The sequence below is a fragment of the Aggregatibacter sp. HK296 genome (genome assembly GCF_980469475.1).
Genome location: NZ_OZ413142.1, coordinates 844,020 through 862,326, shown reverse-complemented (window position 1 = coordinate 862,326; position 18,307 = coordinate 844,020). Strand labels below are relative to the sequence as shown.

15 protein-coding genes and 1 riboswitch are annotated in these 18,307 nt (G+C 41.4%); of the genes, 8 read left to right on the top strand and 7 right to left on the bottom strand.

All coding sequences use genetic code 11. The annotated features are described in order from the left end of the window. Positions 1 to 36 precede the first annotated feature (36 nt). The 3 genes from rlmE to AC30SH_RS04105 form a co-directional block, all read right to left on the bottom strand. Positions 37 to 666 carry a 23S rRNA (uridine(2552)-2'-O)-methyltransferase RlmE gene (rlmE, locus tag AC30SH_RS04115; RefSeq protein WP_006718370.1) on the bottom strand — a complete coding sequence of 210 codons (630 nt, stop codon included), beginning with the start codon at positions 664 to 666 and terminating at the stop codon, positions 37 to 39. Positions 667 to 824: 158 nt separating this feature from the next. Continuing rightward, entirely contained in the window at positions 825 to 1,661 is an 837-nt protein-coding gene (gene purU, locus AC30SH_RS04110; RefSeq protein WP_314885656.1) for a formyltetrahydrofolate deformylase, read from the bottom strand. Between the two features lie 63 nt (positions 1,662 to 1,724). Next, the gene (locus tag AC30SH_RS04105) at positions 1,725 to 2,123 is read right to left on the bottom strand and encodes an H-NS family histone-like protein (protein WP_048750438.1); all 399 of its coding nucleotides are present in this window, start codon (positions 2,121 to 2,123) and stop codon (positions 1,725 to 1,727) included. A gap of 160 nt (positions 2,124 to 2,283) precedes the next feature. Then, positions 2,284 to 2,457, top strand: a riboswitch (Lysine riboswitch). Between the two features lie 95 nt (positions 2,458 to 2,552). Here AC30SH_RS04105 and AC30SH_RS04100 point away from each other — a divergent pair. The 4 genes from AC30SH_RS04100 (at position 2,553) to cra (ending at position 7,873) form a co-directional block, all read left to right on the top strand. Then, positions 2,553 to 4,085 carry a Na+/H+ antiporter NhaC family protein gene (locus AC30SH_RS04100; RefSeq protein WP_489582162.1) on the top strand — a complete coding sequence of 511 codons (1,533 nt, stop codon included), beginning with the start codon at positions 2,553 to 2,555 and terminating at the stop codon, positions 4,083 to 4,085. Between the two features lie 312 nt (positions 4,086 to 4,397). Continuing rightward, positions 4,398 to 6,116: an acetolactate synthase 3 large subunit gene (locus tag AC30SH_RS04095; protein WP_489582161.1), complete on the top strand. Its 1,719-nt coding sequence runs from the start codon at positions 4,398 to 4,400 to the stop codon at positions 6,114 to 6,116. Continuing rightward, complete coding sequence (ilvN, locus tag AC30SH_RS04090) at positions 6,116 to 6,607, top strand: acetolactate synthase small subunit (protein WP_109432460.1); 492 nt, start codon at positions 6,116 to 6,118, stop codon at positions 6,605 to 6,607. Before AC30SH_RS04095 ends, ilvN begins: the two co-directional genes overlap by 1 nt. A gap of 276 nt (positions 6,608 to 6,883) precedes the next feature. Then, a complete protein-coding gene (gene cra, locus AC30SH_RS04085; RefSeq protein WP_489582160.1) occupies positions 6,884 to 7,873 on the top strand; it encodes a catabolite repressor/activator in 990 nt (329 codons plus the stop codon). Here cra and AC30SH_RS04080 read toward each other — a convergent pair. Beyond that, a complete protein-coding gene (locus AC30SH_RS04080) occupies positions 7,857 to 8,579 on the bottom strand; it encodes a SanA/YdcF family protein (RefSeq protein WP_308666023.1) in 723 nt (240 codons plus the stop codon). The two genes, cra and AC30SH_RS04080, sit on opposite strands and share 17 nt — an antisense overlap. Positions 8,580 to 8,772: 193 nt before the next feature. On the opposite strand from AC30SH_RS04080, the gene metX reads away from it, so the two are divergent. From metX to AC30SH_RS04065, 3 genes are all read left to right on the top strand, one after another. Continuing rightward, a complete protein-coding gene (gene metX, locus AC30SH_RS04075; RefSeq protein WP_489582159.1) occupies positions 8,773 to 9,870 on the top strand; it encodes a homoserine O-acetyltransferase MetX in 1,098 nt (365 codons plus the stop codon). Between the two features lie 306 nt (positions 9,871 to 10,176). Beyond that, positions 10,177 to 11,178: an HTH-type transcriptional repressor PurR gene (purR, locus tag AC30SH_RS04070; protein ID WP_314885650.1), complete on the top strand. Its 1,002-nt coding sequence runs from the start codon at positions 10,177 to 10,179 to the stop codon at positions 11,176 to 11,178. A 124-nt stretch (positions 11,179 to 11,302) separates the two neighbouring features. Then, entirely contained in the window at positions 11,303 to 11,623 is a 321-nt protein-coding gene (locus AC30SH_RS04065; protein WP_212509667.1) for an HI1450 family dsDNA-mimic protein, read from the top strand. Positions 11,624 to 11,726: 103 nt separating this feature from the next. On the opposite strand, the gene AC30SH_RS04060 is transcribed toward AC30SH_RS04065, so the two are convergent. Genes AC30SH_RS04060 through AC30SH_RS04050 form a run of 3 tightly spaced genes read right to left on the bottom strand, consistent with a single transcriptional unit; the run spans position 11,727 to position 15,873 of the window. Next, complete coding sequence (locus AC30SH_RS04060; RefSeq protein WP_212509668.1) at positions 11,727 to 12,767, bottom strand: ATP-binding cassette domain-containing protein; 1,041 nt, start codon at positions 12,765 to 12,767, stop codon at positions 11,727 to 11,729. A gap of 1 nt (position 12,768) precedes the next feature. Next, positions 12,769 to 14,787 carry an ABC transporter permease gene (locus AC30SH_RS04055; RefSeq protein WP_212509669.1) on the bottom strand — a complete coding sequence of 673 codons (2,019 nt, stop codon included), beginning with the start codon at positions 14,785 to 14,787 and terminating at the stop codon, positions 12,769 to 12,771. 57 nt (positions 14,788 to 14,844) lie between these two features. Beyond that, on the bottom strand, positions 14,845 to 15,873 hold the full coding sequence (locus AC30SH_RS04050) for an ABC transporter substrate-binding protein (RefSeq protein ID WP_212509670.1): 1,029 nt from the start codon (positions 15,871 to 15,873) through the stop codon (positions 14,845 to 14,847). A gap of 424 nt (positions 15,874 to 16,297) precedes the next feature. Here AC30SH_RS04050 and AC30SH_RS04045 point away from each other — a divergent pair, with 424 nt between their 5' ends. Further along, positions 16,298 to 18,208, top strand: a complete 1,911-nt coding sequence (locus AC30SH_RS04045; protein WP_489582397.1) for a site-specific recombinase — start codon at positions 16,298 to 16,300, stop codon at positions 18,206 to 18,208. The last annotated feature ends 99 nt before the right edge of the window (positions 18,209 to 18,307 follow it).

The window sequence follows — 18,307 nt, the reverse complement described above, 5'->3', positions numbered from 1 at the left end:
TATCAAATTGATTGTCTTTCTTTGTTACTTAACCCATTAAAACTTATAGCCACTTGCAACGATATAAACTTCCCGAGAGCGATCTCGAGAGGCCTCAGGTTTCCGAACTTTTACTACACTAAAGAGAGAACGAATCTCTTTTAAGTATTCATCAAAACCTTCACCCTGAAAAACTTTTACAACAAAACTGCCTTTGTTTGCCAACACCTGTTTGCACATATCCAATGCAAGCTCGACCAAATACATTGCACGTGGAATATCCACTGATGGCATTCCACTGAAATTAGGCGCCATATCCGACATCACCACATCGACTTTTTCTTCACCAACGCGTTCTAGCAAAGTACTCAGGACATTTTCATCACGGAAATCCCCTTGTAGGAAATCAACCCCTACAATGGGATCCATCTCCAAAATATCGCATGCGATAACGCGTCCATTCCGACCAATTTGGCTGACGACATACTGCGACCAACCACCCGGAGCGGCACCAAGATCGACCACTGTCATACCCGGTTTAAATAAACGGTCTGTTTGCTGGATTTCATCAAGTTTGAAATATGCACGGGAACGCAGTTTTTGTTTATGCGCTTTTTGTACAAAAGGATCTTTAAAATGTTCGTTTAACCAGCGAGTAGAACTCGCTGAGCGTTTTTTCTTGCCCATAACCTGTCTTATATTTTGTAATGTCGTTGTATATGAAGGCTTAAGCTTTACTTTTCAAGCCTTAAATCATCATTAATAAAAAATCCACCTTTCCTCGATTTTTGGCGGAAAGGTGGCTTAAATCAGAAGGGTGCTTATTGTAGCAATTAAAGTGCGGTCTATAAAACGATCGTTTTATTTTTATAAACGAAAATACGATCGTGCAATGCCAAATCTAAAGCTCGGCTCAATACTGTTTTTTCTACATCACGACCGGCTTTCATCATGGCTTCCGCGCTATAAGTATGGTCAATATTGATCACATTCTGCATAATAATCGGTCCTTGATCCAACTCATTATTAATAAAATGCGCTGTTGCACCAATAATTTTCACGCCGCGTTCATAAGCCTGTTGATAAGGTTTCGCACCAATAAATGCCGGTAAGAATGAGTGGTGAATATTAATAACTCGATTAGGATAACGAGCCACAAATTTTGGATTTAGCACGCGCATATATTTTGCAAGCACAATGTAATCCGGTGCAAATTCGTCAATTTTTTCAGCGAGCAACTGATCGTGTTCTTCACGGGTTAAATCTTGATGACTAATGCAGAAAAACGGTACATCAAAACGCTCTGCCAACGTACGCAATGAATCATGATTTCCAATCACTGCAGCAATCTTCACATCAAGACCACCATAGTAATTTTTCATTAAAATATCGCCTAAACAATGCGCTTCTTTCGTGACTAAAATCACAATTCGTTTACGTTTTGTACTGATGAGACGGCAATTGGTCCCTTCAGGTAAACTCAGTGCCAAATCGGCCAACAAGGTTTCTTCATTAAAAATCCCTTGCAGTTCCGTACGCATGAAAAAATGTTTAGTTTCAAAATCAACAAATTCATTATTGTGCACAATATTTAATTGATGCTTATAACAAATATTTGTGATCTTAGAAATAAGTCCTTTATCATCGGGACAATCCGTCAATAATATTTTATTTTCAACCATATTATCCTCTTAATAAAAAAGAAACCCATAAAAATGGGCTTCTCTCGATAATTAAAAATAGTATTAAATTTCAAAATCGGATAAAGATTGACCTTTATCTAATTTTGTTTGAATTGCTTTTGGCGTACGACCTTGACCTGTCCAAGTTTTTGTCACGCCATTTTCATCAACATACTGATACTTTGCAGGGCGTGCTTCTCGCTTCTTACGAGGAACTTCCGCACCTAAAATCTCAGCTAATTCATCGACGGTAATACCTTCTTGTTTCAATAAATCTTTATATTTAGCGATGCGTTCTTGACGCTCTTTTTCCTCTTGTTGAATTTTCAAAAGTTCTTCTCTTTTTTCAGAAATAACCAATTGTAACTTTTCTAAAATACTTTCTAATAATTCCAACGATTCGTTTCGGGCAAGTACACGTAAACTACGAATATTTGTTAAAACTTTTAACACTTCAGCCATTAAATTTACCTCCGATATTCATTATTAATATAAAATCCTTAACTATCATAAACAAATAAATATTCTAGGTAAACAGAATTCATCGAATTTATTTATGACGTAAAATTTCATTTTCCTTATTGGCATCTCTCTTTTTTTATTGTAGTCTTGTGGTGTCCTATACATACGTAGAGGTGCAAACGTTATAAGTATATTTTCAGAGTGGATAACGATGAAGAAAATGGAAAGGAACGTTTGCCGAAATCAGTTAAAAGTCGTTTTAACTGGTTGGTGGCGTCTTCGAAAGAACCGTCACTGTCATAGTCAATAACAACTATGGAGCGCTACTGGTTAGGTTAGGTCTTGATATGCCTACCGTTTTAAATCATTTCTGATTATTCTAAATATTTAAAGTCAGTGGTTCTCCCTTAATTTTAGGTAGAACAACATATGGAACTCATCGATTACTCATCGTCAATTTGGTCAATACTTCCTCCTTTACTTGCGTTGCTATTAGCGATTGTTACGCGTAAAGTTATCCTTTCTTTAAGTGTCGGGATTCTGGTCGGTGCCGCCATGTTGGCGAACTTTGAACCGCTGAATACCTTAGTGTATTTAAAAAATAATATTTCTTCCCTTTTCATTACAGAAGACGGTTTGAATAGCAACAACATTAACATTCTGCTTTTCTTATTATTGCTTGGTGTTTTGACCGCACTTTTAAGCATGTCCGGCAGTAACCGTGCATTTGCCGAATGGGCGCAAAAACACATTAAAGATCGTCGTGGTGCAAAATTAGTTGCCGCAGCACTAGTTTTCATTACCTTTATTGATGACTATTTCCACAGCTTAGCCGTCGGTGCAATTGCTCGCCCAATTACCGATAAATTCAAAGTATCTCGCGCTAAATTAGCTTATATTCTCGACTCTACTGCTGCGCCGATGTGTGTGCTTATGCCGGTGTCCAGCTGGGGAGCATACATTATTACGTTAATCGCAGGTTTATTTGCAACCTACTCACTCACCGGCTATACCCCAATCGGCGCATTTATGGCGATGAGTGCCATGAACTTTTATGCCATTTTCTCCATTTTAATGGTGTTCTTTGTTGCCTATTTCTCTTTTGATATTGGCTCGATGGCACAACATGAGAAGCTAGCGTTAGAAGCTGAAAATACAGAAGAAGAACAACTCTCTGACGTCAAAGGTCATGTACGTAATCTTGTATTACCGATTTTAACCTTAATTATCGTGACCGTTTCCGCCATGATGTATACGGGTAACGAAGCCTTAGCCGCCGATGGCAAACCTTTCTCTATCTTAGGTGCATTTGAAAATACCACCGTTGGTGTGTCATTAGTGACCGGTGGTTTAAGTGCGGTATTAGTTGCTTCACTTTGTATTTTTGCCGATCGTTTGGTGAATGCCTCCGAATATATCAAAGCATGGGGCGTAGGGATTAAATCCATGTCCGGTGCAATTCTCATTTTATTCTTCGCATGGACAATTAATAATGTGGTAAGCGATGTGAAAACCGGTGCTTATTTAGCGTCTTTAGTTTCCGATACATTGCCACTTGCTTTATTACCTGCACTTTTATTTATTTTGGCATCCGTCATGGCATTCTCCACCGGCACCAGCTGGGGAACATTCGGTATTATGTTGCCAATCGCTGCTGCGATTGCTTCTCATGCAATGCCGGGCTCTGTAGAATTTATGTTGCCTTGCTTATCCGCCGTTATGGCAGGAGCGGTTTGCGGTGACCACTGCTCACCGGTATCCGATACGACCATTTTGTCTTCCACTGGGGCAAAATGTGATCACATGGATCACGTCACCTCACAGTTGCCTTATGCACTTACCGTGGCAATCGCGACTATCGCAGGTTATATCGTCGTTGGCTTTACCTATTCCGGCCTACTTGGTTTTATCACCACAGGTGCTGTACTTGCCTTACTCGTGTTTATCTTTAAAAAACGCTAAATTGTGATCTAGCGCACAAAACCAAAATAAAAAATATAATTTTGTTAAATTTATAAAATGCGGCATAAAGTCGCATTTTTTATAATTAAAACAAAAATAATTTTATAAAATACCAAAATTAAAACTTTAAAAGAATTTTATACTGATAAATCCAGAAAAATTTCATATTTCCATCAAATTTTAAATAGACAACTCAGCTGCTTTCCATTACAAATAATTCCATCCCCTACAAAGTACCCACATTTACGTTGCCCATGTAAAAGTGCGGTCAAAAAAAACAGTGTTTTTAAGACAACATATTAAGAGGTGAAAATGAAAAAATTATCGGGAGCAGAAATGGTCGTTCAATCCTTGCGTGATCAAGGTGTTGAATTTTTATTTGGTTATCCTGGCGGTGCAGTTTTAGACATTTATGATGCCATTCATACCCTCGGCGGTATTGAACATATTTTAGTACGCCACGAACAAGCCGCAGTACACATGGCTGATGGTTACGCACGAGCCACCGGTAAAGTAGGCTGTGTTTTAGTTACCTCCGGCCCTGGTGCCACCAATGCCATTACCGGCATTGCTACCGCATATGCGGATTCTATTCCGTTAGTGGTACTTTCCGGACAAGTACCATCAGGATTAATTGGTAGTGATGCTTTCCAAGAATGCGACATGGTGGGGATTTCCCGTCCGGTCGTGAAACACAGTTTTTTAGTTAAAAATCCGGAAGACATTCCGACCATTATTAAGAAAGCCTTTTATATTGCCTCTACCGGTCGTCCCGGTCCTGTGGTGATTGACTTACCAAAAGATGTCGTTAATCCATTAAACAAATTCGCCTACACTTATCCGGAAGAAGTCACTTTGCGTTCTTACAGCCCAACGGTGCAAGGTCACAAAGGGCAAATCAAAAAAGCATTAAAAGCCTTATTGGTGGCAAAAAAACCGGTGCTTTTCGTGGGTGGTGGTGTCATTTCGGGCAACTGCCACGATGCCTTAACACGCTTTGCTAAACAGTTGAATTTGCCGGTTACCTCATCTCTTATGGGCTTAGGTGCTTTCCCTGGCACGGATAAACAATTCCTTGGTATGCTTGGTATGCACGGTACTTATGAAGCCAACACCGCTATGCATAACAGTGACTTGATTTTAGGTATCGGCGTTCGCTTTGACGATCGCACCACCAATAATCTCGCGAAATATTGCCCGCATGCCAAAGTAATTCATGTGGATGTGGATCCCACCTCCATTTCCAAAACCGTACCGGTGGCAATTCCGATTGTAGGCAGTGCAGAAAGCGTATTAGACGAATTTTTATCGTTATTGGAAGATGAAAACCTTGCGAAGTCCCAATCTGATTTAACCGATTGGTGGAAAGAAATCGAACAATGGAAAGCAGAGAAATGCTTAGATTTCGATCGTCACAGTGGTGTGATAAAACCACAACAAGTGCTTGAAACGATTTATCGCCTCACCAAGGGTGATGCCTATGTGGCATCTGATGTAGGACAACACCAAATGTTCGCCGCCTTACACTACCCGTTCGACCAACCACGGCGTTGGATCAACTCCGGTGGGCTTGGCACTATGGGCTTTGGTTTGCCTGCTGCACTTGGCGTAAAACTTTCCGATCCGAAAGCGACGGTAGTTTGTATTACCGGTGATGGGAGTATTCAAATGAACATTCAAGAGCTTTCTACCGCCAAACAGTATGATATTCCTGTGGTTGTCATTTGTTTGAACAATCACTTCCTCGGCATGGTGAAACAATGGCAGGATTTGATTTACTCCGGTCGCCATTCGCAAACTTACATGAACTCATTGCCGGATTTCGTGAAATTAGCGGAAGCCTACGATCATGTGGGTATTCAAATCGCCAAACCGGAAGAACTGGAAGAAAAACTCAAACAAGCGTTCAGTATAAAAAATAAACTGGTCTTTGTTGATGTCAACGTTGATGCCAACGAACACGTTTACCCAATGCAAGTGCGTGGCGGCGCCATGAATGAAATGATTTTGACTAAACCGGAGAATGCATAATGCGTAGAATTTTATCAGTATTACTTGAAAATGAATCAGGTGCGTTATCCCGCGTCGTCGCCTTATTCTCACAACGCGCTTTCAATATCGAGAGCCTTACCGTGGCCCCCACAGACGATCCGACGTTATCCCGTATGACTATCGAAACCTACGGTGATGAACAAGTGCTAGAGCAAATTGAAAAGCAATTGCACAAATTAGTGGATGTGTTCAAAGTGATTAATTTAAGCGACTGTGAACACGTTGAGCGTGAAGTGATGTTAATTAAAGTCCGAGCACAAGGCGCGGCGAGAGAAGAACTGAAACGTTTGACGGATATTTTCCGTGCACAAATTGTGGACGTCACCACGAAATCTTACATCATCCAACTCACCGGCACCAAAGACAAACTGGATGCCTTCGTGAGTACACTAAAAGAAGAAGCCGTTGTCATCGAAATCGTCCGCTCCGGTTTAGTGAGCTTACCACGTGGAGAAAAGGGCTATTTATAGCCGCTATATAAACATCAAGTGCGGTCAAAATTCGTTGTAAATTTTGACCGCACTTTTTATTTAATTTTTTAAATACGCAAGAGCAAAGCAAATCCCACTTAACAATTTAATAAGATTATTTCCAACCAATCCCAATATATTTTGAACATATAAACAATTTTGTGACATGCATTCCATTTTTAATAAAATGAGGTGATATAATTTGCGTAGTTACATGCAAAATTTGTGCAATTTAATTAATCTACGATCTATTTCTGACATTTATAAGGAGTTAATGTGAAATTAGATGAAATCGCCAAGTTAGCGGGCGTTTCTTGCACAACGGTGAGCTACGTTGTGAATGGAAAAGCTAAACAATATCGCGTAAGCGATAGCACGATAGCAAAAGTGCAGGCGCTGATTAAGCAATATGATTTCAAACCCAATGCCATGGCGGCAAGCTTGCGCGTGGGCAGAAGTAAAACTATTGGTTTGATTATTCCTGATTTTGAAAATATCAGCTACGCAAAAATCGCCAACAAGTTAGAAAATCGTTTGCGGGAAAAAGGATATCAACTCTTAATTTCTTGCTCCAATGATCACATTGAAAATGAACAAGACTGCGTAAAACATTTATTACAACGTCAAGTTGATGCGTTGCTTGTCTCTTCTGCTCTGCCTTATGACACAGATTTTTATCAAAATGCCGATGTACCTGTTATTGGGTTTGATCGCCGTATTCAATCACCCAATGTGGTAAATGTCTTGACCGATGATGAAGGCGATGCATGCCGCTTAGCAGAGGAATTTCTCAAACTACCGAATCAACAGCAAGTGTTATTTTTTGGTGCATTACCCGAATTACCCACTAGCAAAGAACGTGAGTTGGGTTTTCGCAAAGCACTGAAAGATAAAACGGTAAAAGTTGATTATTTATATACGGATCAATTTCATAAAAACAATGCGGCAAACACATTTGCACAATGGTTATCAGAAAAAGGAAATTTGCCAACAACCATTTTTACCACTTCATTTACGCTATTAGAAGGCGTGATGTTGGTATTATTACAACGTTTTGGCCATGTGCCTCATCACTTAACGATTGCAACCTTTGGTCATTTTGAAATGTTGGAGTTATTGGAGAATCCGGTGATTTGTAGCGTACAAGATTACGATAAAGTATCGCAATCTCTATTGAATTTGGCCTTTGATGCTATTTCAAAAAAACATAAAACGACAGTAAATAGCACACCTTTAAGCCGTAAAGTGATTAAGTACCACTGCTAGCATCCGTCACATCGGGAATCGTCACCGGTGGGGGCAAAGGTTCCGGCGCCCCTAAAAAGTGCGGTTCCCTTTCCATTAATAAATCCCACACAGCCTGCAAGCGGGCAAAAAATTCTCGCACTCGCACTTTTGTATAACCTTGCGGATAATCGGCAACAAAACAAATGGCATCAATATTGTGGAATTTCGCAATAAACAAGGCTCGTTCACAGTGGAATTTTTGTGAAATGATTGTAAGAGAATGTGCTTTAAACACCTGATCGGCACGAACTACGGAATCCAACGTGCGAAAACCGGCGAAATCCAAATAAATAAACTCTTGCGGCACGCCCATTTTTTTCAAATCTTTTAACATGGTGCGCGGTTCATTGTATTGCAACGTACGGTTATCACCACTTAACAACAAATAATCCACCTTTCTTTTTTCAAACAAACGTTGCGCAGTCAATAATCGATTGTAATAAAAGAGATTCAGAGTGTTATCCGAGAAATATTTTGACGTGCCAAGCACCAACCCATAAGGACGATTTGGCACTTTTTCGATGTCGTAGTAAATGTCATTACGCACATAGTATCCAATGGCCTGATCAACAATCACCAATAAAATCGCAAAAAAAGCCATAAATAACGCCATGTAACGGGAAAGCCGTTTCATCTGCGTTAGTGTGAAATATGTTTGTAACTTTTCTTTTAAATTCAATTTCATTAGCTGTTTTATCAGAAAAAATTGGTATTCAACATAATGAAAAAAAGCCTGGAATTCAAGTGTAATTTCGTTATTTATAGCCTTAAAAACTTCCAGATGTTTAGACGTCTAAAATTTCTTGACAAGGGATAGTCGCAGGATGTAACGTTACTCACCTTTACTGATAACAAGAGAAATTGCACCGGATTTTGCAATGACAATAAAAAAGACCACCGTTTTTACCCATCAACCTTTACAGCTTACGTTAGGCGGTCAACTGGAACACATCGACGTTGCCTATCAAACTTACGGTGTATTGAATGCGGATAAAAGCAATGCCGTGTTAATTTGCCATGCCCTTACCGGGGATGCTGAACCTTATTTTGATCAAGAGGCAAACCAACAAGGTTGGTGGCAAAACTTCATGGGTGACGGATTGGCATTAGACACTTCGCGCTATTTCTTTATTTGTTCCAATGTGCTTGGTGGTTGTAAAGGCACAACCGGCCCTTCTTCAATGAATCCGCAAACCGGTCGCCAGTATGGTAGCCAATTTCCTACCGTCGTCGTACAAGACATTGTGAAAGTACAAAAAGCCTTATTAGACTCGCTGGCGATTCCACATTTACACGCCATCATTGGCGGCTCTTTTGGCGGCATGCAAGCCAATCAATGGGCGATTGATTACCCTGATTTTGTTTCCAACGTAGTGAATTTATGCTCTTCTCTGTCTTTCAGTGCAGAAGCCATCGGATTTAATCACGTTATGCGTCAAGCGGTTATCAGTGACCCAAACTTCAATAACGGCGATTATTACGACGGCGCAAAACCGGATAAAGGATTAGCGTTAGCGCGTATGCTTGGCATGCTCACCTATCGTACGGATATTCAGCTGACCAAAGCTTTCGGACGCGCGACCAAAGCAGAAGGCAATTTGCAGGGTGACTATTTCCAAGTGGAATCTTATTTGAGCTACCAAGGACAGAAATTTCTTGCGCGCTTCGATGCCAATAGCTACCTGCATTTGTTACGCGCCTTGGATTTATACGATCCAAGCCTCGGTTATGCTGACTTAAAAACCGCTCTTTCTCGCATTCAAGCACGCTACACGCTAGTCTCAGTGGATAACGATCAACTGTTCAAATTGCCGGAATTACGTAAAAGCAAACAGCTATTGGAAGAAAATGGCGTGAATTTAAACTATTACGAATTCAGCTCAGACTATGGTCATGATGCCTTTTTAGTGGACTATGCCTTTTTTGAACATAAAATTCGTGATGGATTGGCAGGAGAAACAGAAGAAAGGTTCTAAAAAGAAACCGCACTTTAAAACGAAGTGCGGTTTCTTTTTGATGTGTTTTTCATTAGAAAATGGAAAACGCTAAAACAAGAATCACGCTAAGAGAAAGCGCAACCGTCATCATTGCATAACCGAAAGTCCCCATGATTCACCTCTTTTTTTGTCTTTATGTTAAAAGAGCCTATATCTTAACAAAAAATTCACATAAAAAGCCAACCAAATATGAAAAAGCCGACAGATTAATAAAAATTCTGTGTTATGCCCTTAACCAAAAGCACTTACCTCTTTATAATAGCCAAAATTTTTAGGGAGAAAATTATGGCTACCATCAAAGATGTTGCCAAAATGGCAGGCGTATCCACCACCACGGTGTCGCACGTAATCAATAAAACCCGCTTTGTGGCACAAGAAACCGAAAGTTTGGTTTTACAGGCCATCAAAGATCTTAATTATTCTCCAAGTGCGGTGGCGCGTAGCCTTAAAGTGAATACCACCAAATCTATCGGCATGATCGTCACCACCAGTGAAGCACCTTATTTTGCGGAAATCATTCATACGGTAGAAGAACATTGCTATCGCCAAGGTTATTCATTGTTTCTGTGTAACACGCAAAATAATGCGGAAAAAATCAAAAACCATTTGGAAATGTTAGCGAAAAAACGCGTAGATGGCATTTTGGTTATGTGTTCCGAATATTTTCCGGATTCCTTAAACCTACTCTATTCTTTTGAAAATATCCCGATGGTCGTGATGGATTGGGGCCCGAACGTACACACTGATATCATCCAAGATAATAGCTTTGATGGCGGCTATTTAGCCACTAAACATCTCATTGAAAACGGCCATAAATACATCGGCATTATTGCCGGTGAGCTCACCAAAACAACGGCTAAAACCCGTTATGAAGGCTTTATCCATGCGATGAAAGAAGCCGGTTTAACCGTTAATCCGAACTGGGTAATGGAAGGCTTTTTTGAACCGGAAGACGGCTATGAGTGCATGAATAAAATTTTAAGCCAAGACAACCTACCAACCGCCGTGTTTTGTTGTAACGATGTCATGGCGTTGGGCGCAATTTCTGCGATTGGCGAAAAAGGCTTACGTGTACCGGAAGACATTTCCATTATCGGTTATGACAACATTCATGCCTCGCGTTTTTATTCACCGCCACTGACAACCGTGCACCAGTCTAAGTCTCGCTTAGGTGTGCAAGCCGTGAATTTATTATTTGAACGCATTAACCATAAATCCGATCAGAAAGAAAAAATTGAAATCCACCCTGAATTGGTGGTTCGCAAATCGGTGAAAAAAATGTCATAAACAAATAAAAAAGGGGCTCAAAAAAGCCTCTTTTCTTTACATTTAAAACGCCACAAAAACCGACCGCACTTTCGCCGCAATTATGCTATGATGAGCCCCCAATTTACTTGCATGGAATACACAAATGAGCGAATTCAAAAAACTGGATCCCGATACGGCTATTGATATTGCCTATGATATTTTTCTTGAAATGGCACCGGAAAATCTCGATCCTGCCGATATTCTGTTATTTAATCTGCAATTTGAAGAACATGGCGCTGTGGAGTTCGTCGAAACCGCTGATAACTGGGAAGAAGAAATTGGTGTGTTAATTGATCCGGAAGAATATGCCGAAGTCTGGATTGGACTGGTGAATGAACAAGACGAAATGGATGATATTTTTGCCAAGTTTTTAATTTCTCACCGAGAAGAAGATCGTCAATATCATATTATTTGGAAAGAATAACGCGTATTTCCGTTCATTCCGGCACGCGAAAACCCTCGCCCTGCCCTGTTCGTCTAACACAGGGCGAAAAACACGGTAAAACCCACCGCACTTTCCGTCTTTCCTATTTCTCTACAGGCAGCACAAACCAACCAATCGGACGTAACTTAACAAAATACTCGGGCTGATTTGGTATGTAATCATTCGGATTTAAATGCACCAATAATGGCAATCCATGCCATCGCACCTGAATCTCCCAATAATTCCCCATAGAAATCGCCGATTGCACATCACAACGTTCTGCAGGTTCGCCGGTTAATGCCAATAACACACCTTCCGGGCGAATACCGAGTAAATAATTTCCATCCTGTGGTAGCTCATTCGATTCAATCGACAAGGGATTTTCTGCCAGAACATAGTTTCCGTTTTTTACCGTCACAGGAAAGAAAGACACTTCCCCCATGAAGTTTGCCGTAAAACGAGAGGTTGGATGATGATAGAGCGTATTCGGCAAACCAATCTGTTCGACTTTTCCTTGATTCATCACCACGACTGCATCAGAAATAGCAAAGGCTTCTGTTTGATCGTGGGTCACATAGAGCACGGTAATGCCCAATTTCTGTTGTAAATGGCGAATCATCTCACGCATGGTGCGGCGCAAGTTGGTATCCAAATTACTTAACGGCTCATCAAATAATAAAATTTGTGGCGCAATTACCAACGCCCGCGCCAAGGCGACACGTTGTTGTTGCCCACCGGAAAGTTGTTCGATACGGCGATGTTCAAACCCCTCGAGCTCCACCATTTTTAATGCTTGACTGACTTTTTCGGCGATGTCTGAGGAATGGGTTTCCTGCATTTTCAAACCGAACGCCACATTTTCCCCGACGGTTAAATGCGGGAAAAGCGCATAGGATTGAAACACAATGCCGACACCACGCTGTTGTGGCGGTAACCGACTGATGTCTTTTCCGTCACATAAAATTTGCCCTTGATCGAGATCTTCTAATCCGGCAATGAGGCGCAGAATGGTGGTTTTGCCACAGCCTGATGCACCCAATAAGGTCGTAAATTTGCCTTTTTCAAAAGAAAGATTGAAATCTTGCAATACCTTGGTTGAACCAAAAGCTTTATAAACCTGTTTTAATTCAATATGTTGTGTCATGTTATCGTCCTAACTTTGTCTCACCAACCCATCGACCAAATAAGCCGATAACCAGCATCATAATCACAATTAAACTAGCGCCATAGGCCACGGCTAAACCGTAATCGCCATCTTCTACCCGATTTAAAATAAACGACGTTGCCACGCGGGTGCTTGGCGTAACTAAGAAAATAATCGCACTAATGGTCGTCATGGCACGCACAAAACTGGTCACTAAAGCAGACAATAAAGCGGGCTTCAATAAAGGCAAAGTAATAAAACGTAACGTCTGAAACGCACTGGCTTTTAAAGAATAGGCAGCTTCATCCAATGCCGGATCTAATTGTTTAAAATTCACTAATGCGGCACGCAAACCAATAGGCATATTGCGAGTCACCATCGAAAGCACAATGATCGCTCCTGTGCCGGTTAAATAGAGCGGGACATTATTGAACGCAAGGATGTAAGACACCCCGGCAACTGTTCCCGGCACCGCAAAACTGAGCAACGTGAGAAATTCAATGTGTTTTTGTCCGAAGAAACGATGACGAGAAAAGAAATAAGCCAACAAAAAGCCACTCACTGCCGTAAAAGGGGCGGCGATCACTGCGAACAAGACAGTTTGCAGTAAAGAAGGAATCGCACCGTTCTTCCAGCCTTGTCCGAATAGCGTGATGTAGTGTTGCAAAGTAAAAGTGTGATTAACACCCCAGTTCTGCATCACGCTGCCGTAAAAAATACTGCCATACAATAAAGCATTGAAACCAACCCAGGCAGCAAAAATACTTACAACGGTAATCTTTAAACCGAAAGATAAAGGCGTGCTTCGACCTTCAAACCCTTTGCCCGAGAGCGTAACGTAATTTTTACGCCCGATAAAATGATATTGCAGCCAGAAAATCCCGAGGGAGATACTTAACAAAATAATCCCCAAGGCACTTGCAGAGACATAGTCGTTTTGTGCCCCCACAATGTAAAAATAAATTTGCGTTGCCAACACGTCAAAATTGCCGCCTAACACAAAAGGCGAGCTGAAATCCGCCAAAGATTGCACCATCACGATTAAAAAGGCATTGGCTAGTGCCGGTTTTAATAACGGCAACACGATAAAACGGAAACTCTGCCAACGATTTGCGCCGAGCATCACGGCGGCTTCTTCCAATTTCGGTGAAAGATTTTTTAATGCCCCTTCCAACAACATAAATGCCATGGGCGTGAGTGCCAACGTGTGAGAAATAAGAATACCGTTAAAACCATAAAGCCAATTCGGGTTCACGCCGAAATGTTGCGTAAGAAATTGAGTGACATAGCCTGAGCGCCCAAGCATCAACATCACACCTAAGCTCACAACAAAAGGCGGCGTCACCATCGGCAATAAGGAAAAGATCTTGCTGATAAACAAACTGCGTTTGGCAATTCTTGTGGTGTACAACGCCAAAACAAGAGCAAACATAACAGAACATACGCCGACCGCAGAGGAGACCGCCAAGGAATTACCAATGACTTTCCACAAGCCGAGGTGGTTTAATAGCGTAAAAACATTGCCAAATTCACCGGATTCGCCAGTAAAAAAGATCGTAAATAATGCGGTGATCGGATAAAAAATAAAACCGATCACCAACACGGCAAGGCCTGTGGCGACCGCCAATAAAAAACGATCTCCCCGTAAAAAACCTAACCACGCCAAGGCATTGACGAATATGGAGCCTATGGCAATAAACAGGAAAATCACCGCATAACCGAAGCGAAAAGCATAAGCTTCCGCGGAGAACCAAATGAAGAAGCTCAAAAGTGCGGTCAAAATAACGATTATTTTTGCCGAGCGACGAGAATCAGGCAGTCGCTGAAAAAAGGGGAAAATCCACAATGCACCAAACCACAGCCAACTGATATTGACCTGAGCCCATCCCATCGCGGCGAAATATTCTTTCGCGGTCGCCCCGAAAAGGCCATAATCCAAGGCACGCACCGGCAAACAGGCAAATGCCAAGAAAGCGAGCAAAATCCAAGTGATAGGTTGATGGAATAGGTGTTTTAGCATGGATACGTCAGCATAAGATCTTGCTCGGCACAATATTTATGCCGAGCATAGGTAGGGTTATTTCGATAATTTGATGTCAGCCAGCCACTTATTAATTAATCGCTTGCCTTCGTCTTTAGAACCAAATTTCACAAAATCAAATTCAACAAAATCTAATTTTTTCGGGTCAACGGATTTTGGTGAAGATTCCGCATTGGCATTGGTTGGGATTTGATATAAACCGAATTCACGCCATGGTATTTCCTGTACCTCTTTCGACAGTACAAAATCCATAAAAAGTTTAGCATTATCGAGGTTACGTGCACCTTTAATAATACTTGCACCTCCCAATGCATAACCGGTTTTACCTTGTGGGATCACCGTTTCCACCGGCGCGCCTTTTTCTTTCTCGGTGGCATACGCATGCACAAAACCGACACTCACCGCACTTTCACCACGGGATAAATTCGCCGTCACTAAATTACTTTTCACATATTGCGACACGTTTTCATTGAGCTTTTTCAAATAATCAAAGGCTTTTTCTTCGCCCCAAAGCTGAATCAAGGTTGCCATGATGGTATAGGTCGTGCCGGAAGCGCGCGGATCGGGCAGTTGAATTTCACCTTTATATTCCGGTTTGAGCAAATCTTCCCAGCTTTGTGGTGCGGGCAAACCCAGTTGTGCCAATTTTTGTGTATTCACACCAAAGCCCAACACCAACATGTATGCCACGGAAGTAAAATCGCCTTTTTGCATCATAAGCGATTTAAACTGCGGTAAGATTTCCACTTGTTTTGGCGAACGGTAGGCTTCTAACAAACCCAACTCGCCTGCTTGGAAATGCGGCTCAATGGTGCCGCCATACCAAAAATCCGCCTGCGGATTGTCTTTCTCCGCTTTGATCTTGCCAAAAATGGTTTCCGTGCCCCCGTGTACAAATTCAGTTTTCACATCATATTTTTCCCCGAACTGCGTCGTCACTTTTTCACACAAGGCATTTTGCACCGTGCAATACACGGTCAAACGCCCTTCTGCCACAACTTGTTGGCTAAAAAATAAAGACGAAAGACACACCAAACCTAAACTATGTTTAAACCATTTTTGCATTTCAACGCTCTCTTAACTGACATAATGAAAGGCTGAGATTATATGCCATTACATGAAAAAATCGAAATCGATTGCGTTTAATTTTTATGCCAATGAAAACCTCGTAAACACAGGTACAACCAATAATCTATAAAAAGTGAAAAATAGCACGACGAAGACTTTTATATCCTATTCAAACTCATCAATAAAATAATCTATAAGGTGCTTAGTCACTTGATTTTCCCTTTAACATCAAAGGTTAACCCAATATTTCTAAAAACAAGATGTTTTTCGACCGCATTTTTACCTCATTTGCATTTGACTTTTGATTTTCTTTATAATCCATCTCTCAAAATAAACCATAAACATTCAAAAAGGCCCTATATTCGTGAAATATTCGTCATTTACACCAGAGACCTTAAATGCATTCTTACAACAACACACTATGGAAAATAATACCTTCGAGCTGTTAGAAGGTCTTTGTTATTGGTTGCGTCAATGTGAACCACAACAAGTGTTACCCGCCTTACGTCTTCTTAAGAACAACCTAAAAGAAAATAAAAGATTAACTCGAGAGCTGAGTGCAATGCTTTGTGGCTGGCTCTGCAGTATGCGTTTATATCCCTTATTTATTAGCAGTGGCATTTTGGCACGGGAAGGTTTCGGGCGTGAAATGAAGAATCGTTTATATGAACGAATTAATCCTTCTTTTAAAGACGTTAACGATCTACGCGATGTGTTTTATTTGTTATTCAGTGATAAAAACGACGCCCGTTGGATTAATGCCGTCCCATTAAAAGAATGGTGCGGTTTGATCCGTTTATTACGTCGTCATGCCACTGACATCGATAAACAGCGGGTACATCAACACTTTCAAGCAGAAGGCTTATTCGCTATTGAAATGCTCTCAATTTGGATCGCTGCCGAAGACATGGAACCGGAACTCATGCGAATGGAACCTACATTGCTCAATGCTGATTCGCCTTTTGTTGCACTACACCGTGAAGTGGTGGACTGGTTACAAGCCCGCCGTGCTCAACACGCTTTTGATGACAGCCATTTACAGGTCATGATAGAACAATGTCGCGAATTAATTGATCGCCTGCAAAAACGCGGGACGGTTGTCGGCACCTCATTCAATGTCACTTATTTACTGGAACGTCTCGAACAAACCTTAGAACGCTTAGAAAAACTCATGGCGATTTTTGCGTCTAACCGTTATTTGCCACGTCGAATTCTCTTATTAGCCGGTACCCTTGCCGGTGCGTCCGCTGAGCAACACAGCATTTCCCGATTATGGAAACAGAGCAACAAACTGGTGGCTCGAAGCATTACGCAAAACGCAGGAGACCACGGCGAACATTACATCACACGTAACCGAAAAGAATATTTCGCCATGTTTTATTCTGCAGCGGGGGGCGGAATCTTAATCGCCTTAATGGCCTTATTTAAAATTTACTTAGGCACAGTCATTGACGACAAAGTGTGGAAAGGCATCGTAGAAGGATTAAATTATGGCTTCGGCTTCACCTTAATTTTTATGTTGCACTTCACTGTTGCCACCAAACAGCCTGCAATGACAGCTGCCCGCTTTGCCGAAGCAGTAGAACGCAATCCGCAAGATCGCAACTTAAACATCAAATTGGCACAATTATTAGTAGATGTATTTCGTTCACAAAGTGTTGCCGTGTTAGGCAATGTGATGGTTGCCATCAGCTTGGCCGCTCTGATTGCTTTTGTTGTGGAACAGCAAACAGGAACACCATTATTAAACAAAGAGATGATTGAGTATCAATTACACAGTATTGATCCTTTAGCAGGCAGTTTATGGTTTGCCGCCATTGCCGGAGTATGGCTATTCTGTTCCGGGATTATTTCGGGTTTCTTCGATAACCGCAGTAATTATCTCAACCTCAAAATGCGATTACGCGAGCACCCATTGCTCAAACGCATATTAACTAATAGATGCTGCGCCAAATTTGCTGATTATATACACGATAACTATGGCTCCATCATGGGAAATTTGTGCTTCGGTATGTTGCTCGGCTTAACCGGTGTCATTGGCTATTTAACCGGTCTTCCACTGGATATTCGTCATGTTGCCTTCTCCTCGGCCAACGTAGGCTACATCGCTGTCAGCGGAGATTTCGGTTGGATATTATTAACGCAAAGCATTGTCTTCGTCTTGCTCATCGGTTTGGTTAATCTTATCGTCAGCTTCGCCCTCACCTTATGGCTCGCCCTCCGCTCCCTCAACACCGAAGTGGATAATTGGTGCGACATTTGGATCGGTGTCTGGCAAATCCTCAAACAACGTCCATTGAGCTTGTTCCTACCCGTACAGTTGGAAAGGTAAATTTGAGATAAAAGTGCGGTCATTTTTTACGGCATTTTTATCATTGTTCAGATAATCTGAAATCCCCATGAATTTATTTCCATGGGGATTTTTATTATA

Bases quoted from the DNA above. Each gene is read 5' to 3' on its own strand.
- rlmE (WP_006718370.1), bottom strand. From the start codon at position 666: ATGGGCAAGAAAAAACGCTCAGCGAGTTCTACTCGCTGGTTAAACGAA.
- purU (WP_314885656.1), bottom strand. From the start codon at position 1,661: ATGGTTGAAAATAAAATATTATTGACGGATTGTCCCGATGATAAAGGA.
- ilvN (WP_109432460.1), top strand. From the start codon at position 6,116: ATGCGTAGAATTTTATCAGTATTACTTGAAAATGAATCAGGTGCGTTA.
- metX (WP_489582159.1), top strand. From the start codon at position 8,773: ATGACAATAAAAAAGACCACCGTTTTTACCCATCAACCTTTACAGCTT.
- AC30SH_RS04105 (WP_048750438.1), bottom strand. From the start codon at position 2,123: ATGGCTGAAGTGTTAAAAGTTTTAACAAATATTCGTAGTTTACGTGTA.
- AC30SH_RS04050 (WP_212509670.1), bottom strand. From the start codon at position 15,873: ATGCAAAAATGGTTTAAACATAGTTTAGGTTTGGTGTGTCTTTCGTCT.
- AC30SH_RS04100 (WP_489582162.1), top strand. From the start codon at position 2,553: ATGGAACTCATCGATTACTCATCGTCAATTTGGTCAATACTTCCTCCT.
- AC30SH_RS04055 (WP_212509669.1), bottom strand. From the start codon at position 14,787: ATGCTAAAACACCTATTCCATCAACCTATCACTTGGATTTTGCTCGCT.
- AC30SH_RS04045 (WP_489582397.1), top strand. From the start codon at position 16,298: ATGGAAAATAATACCTTCGAGCTGTTAGAAGGTCTTTGTTATTGGTTG.
- purR (WP_314885650.1), top strand. From the start codon at position 10,177: ATGGCTACCATCAAAGATGTTGCCAAAATGGCAGGCGTATCCACCACC.
- AC30SH_RS04060 (WP_212509668.1), bottom strand. From the start codon at position 12,767: ATGACACAACATATTGAATTAAAACAGGTTTATAAAGCTTTTGGTTCA.
- AC30SH_RS04065 (WP_212509667.1), top strand. From the start codon at position 11,303: ATGAGCGAATTCAAAAAACTGGATCCCGATACGGCTATTGATATTGCC.
- AC30SH_RS04080 (WP_308666023.1), bottom strand. From the start codon at position 8,579: ATGAAATTGAATTTAAAAGAAAAGTTACAAACATATTTCACACTAACG.
- AC30SH_RS04095 (WP_489582161.1), top strand. From the start codon at position 4,398: ATGAAAAAATTATCGGGAGCAGAAATGGTCGTTCAATCCTTGCGTGAT.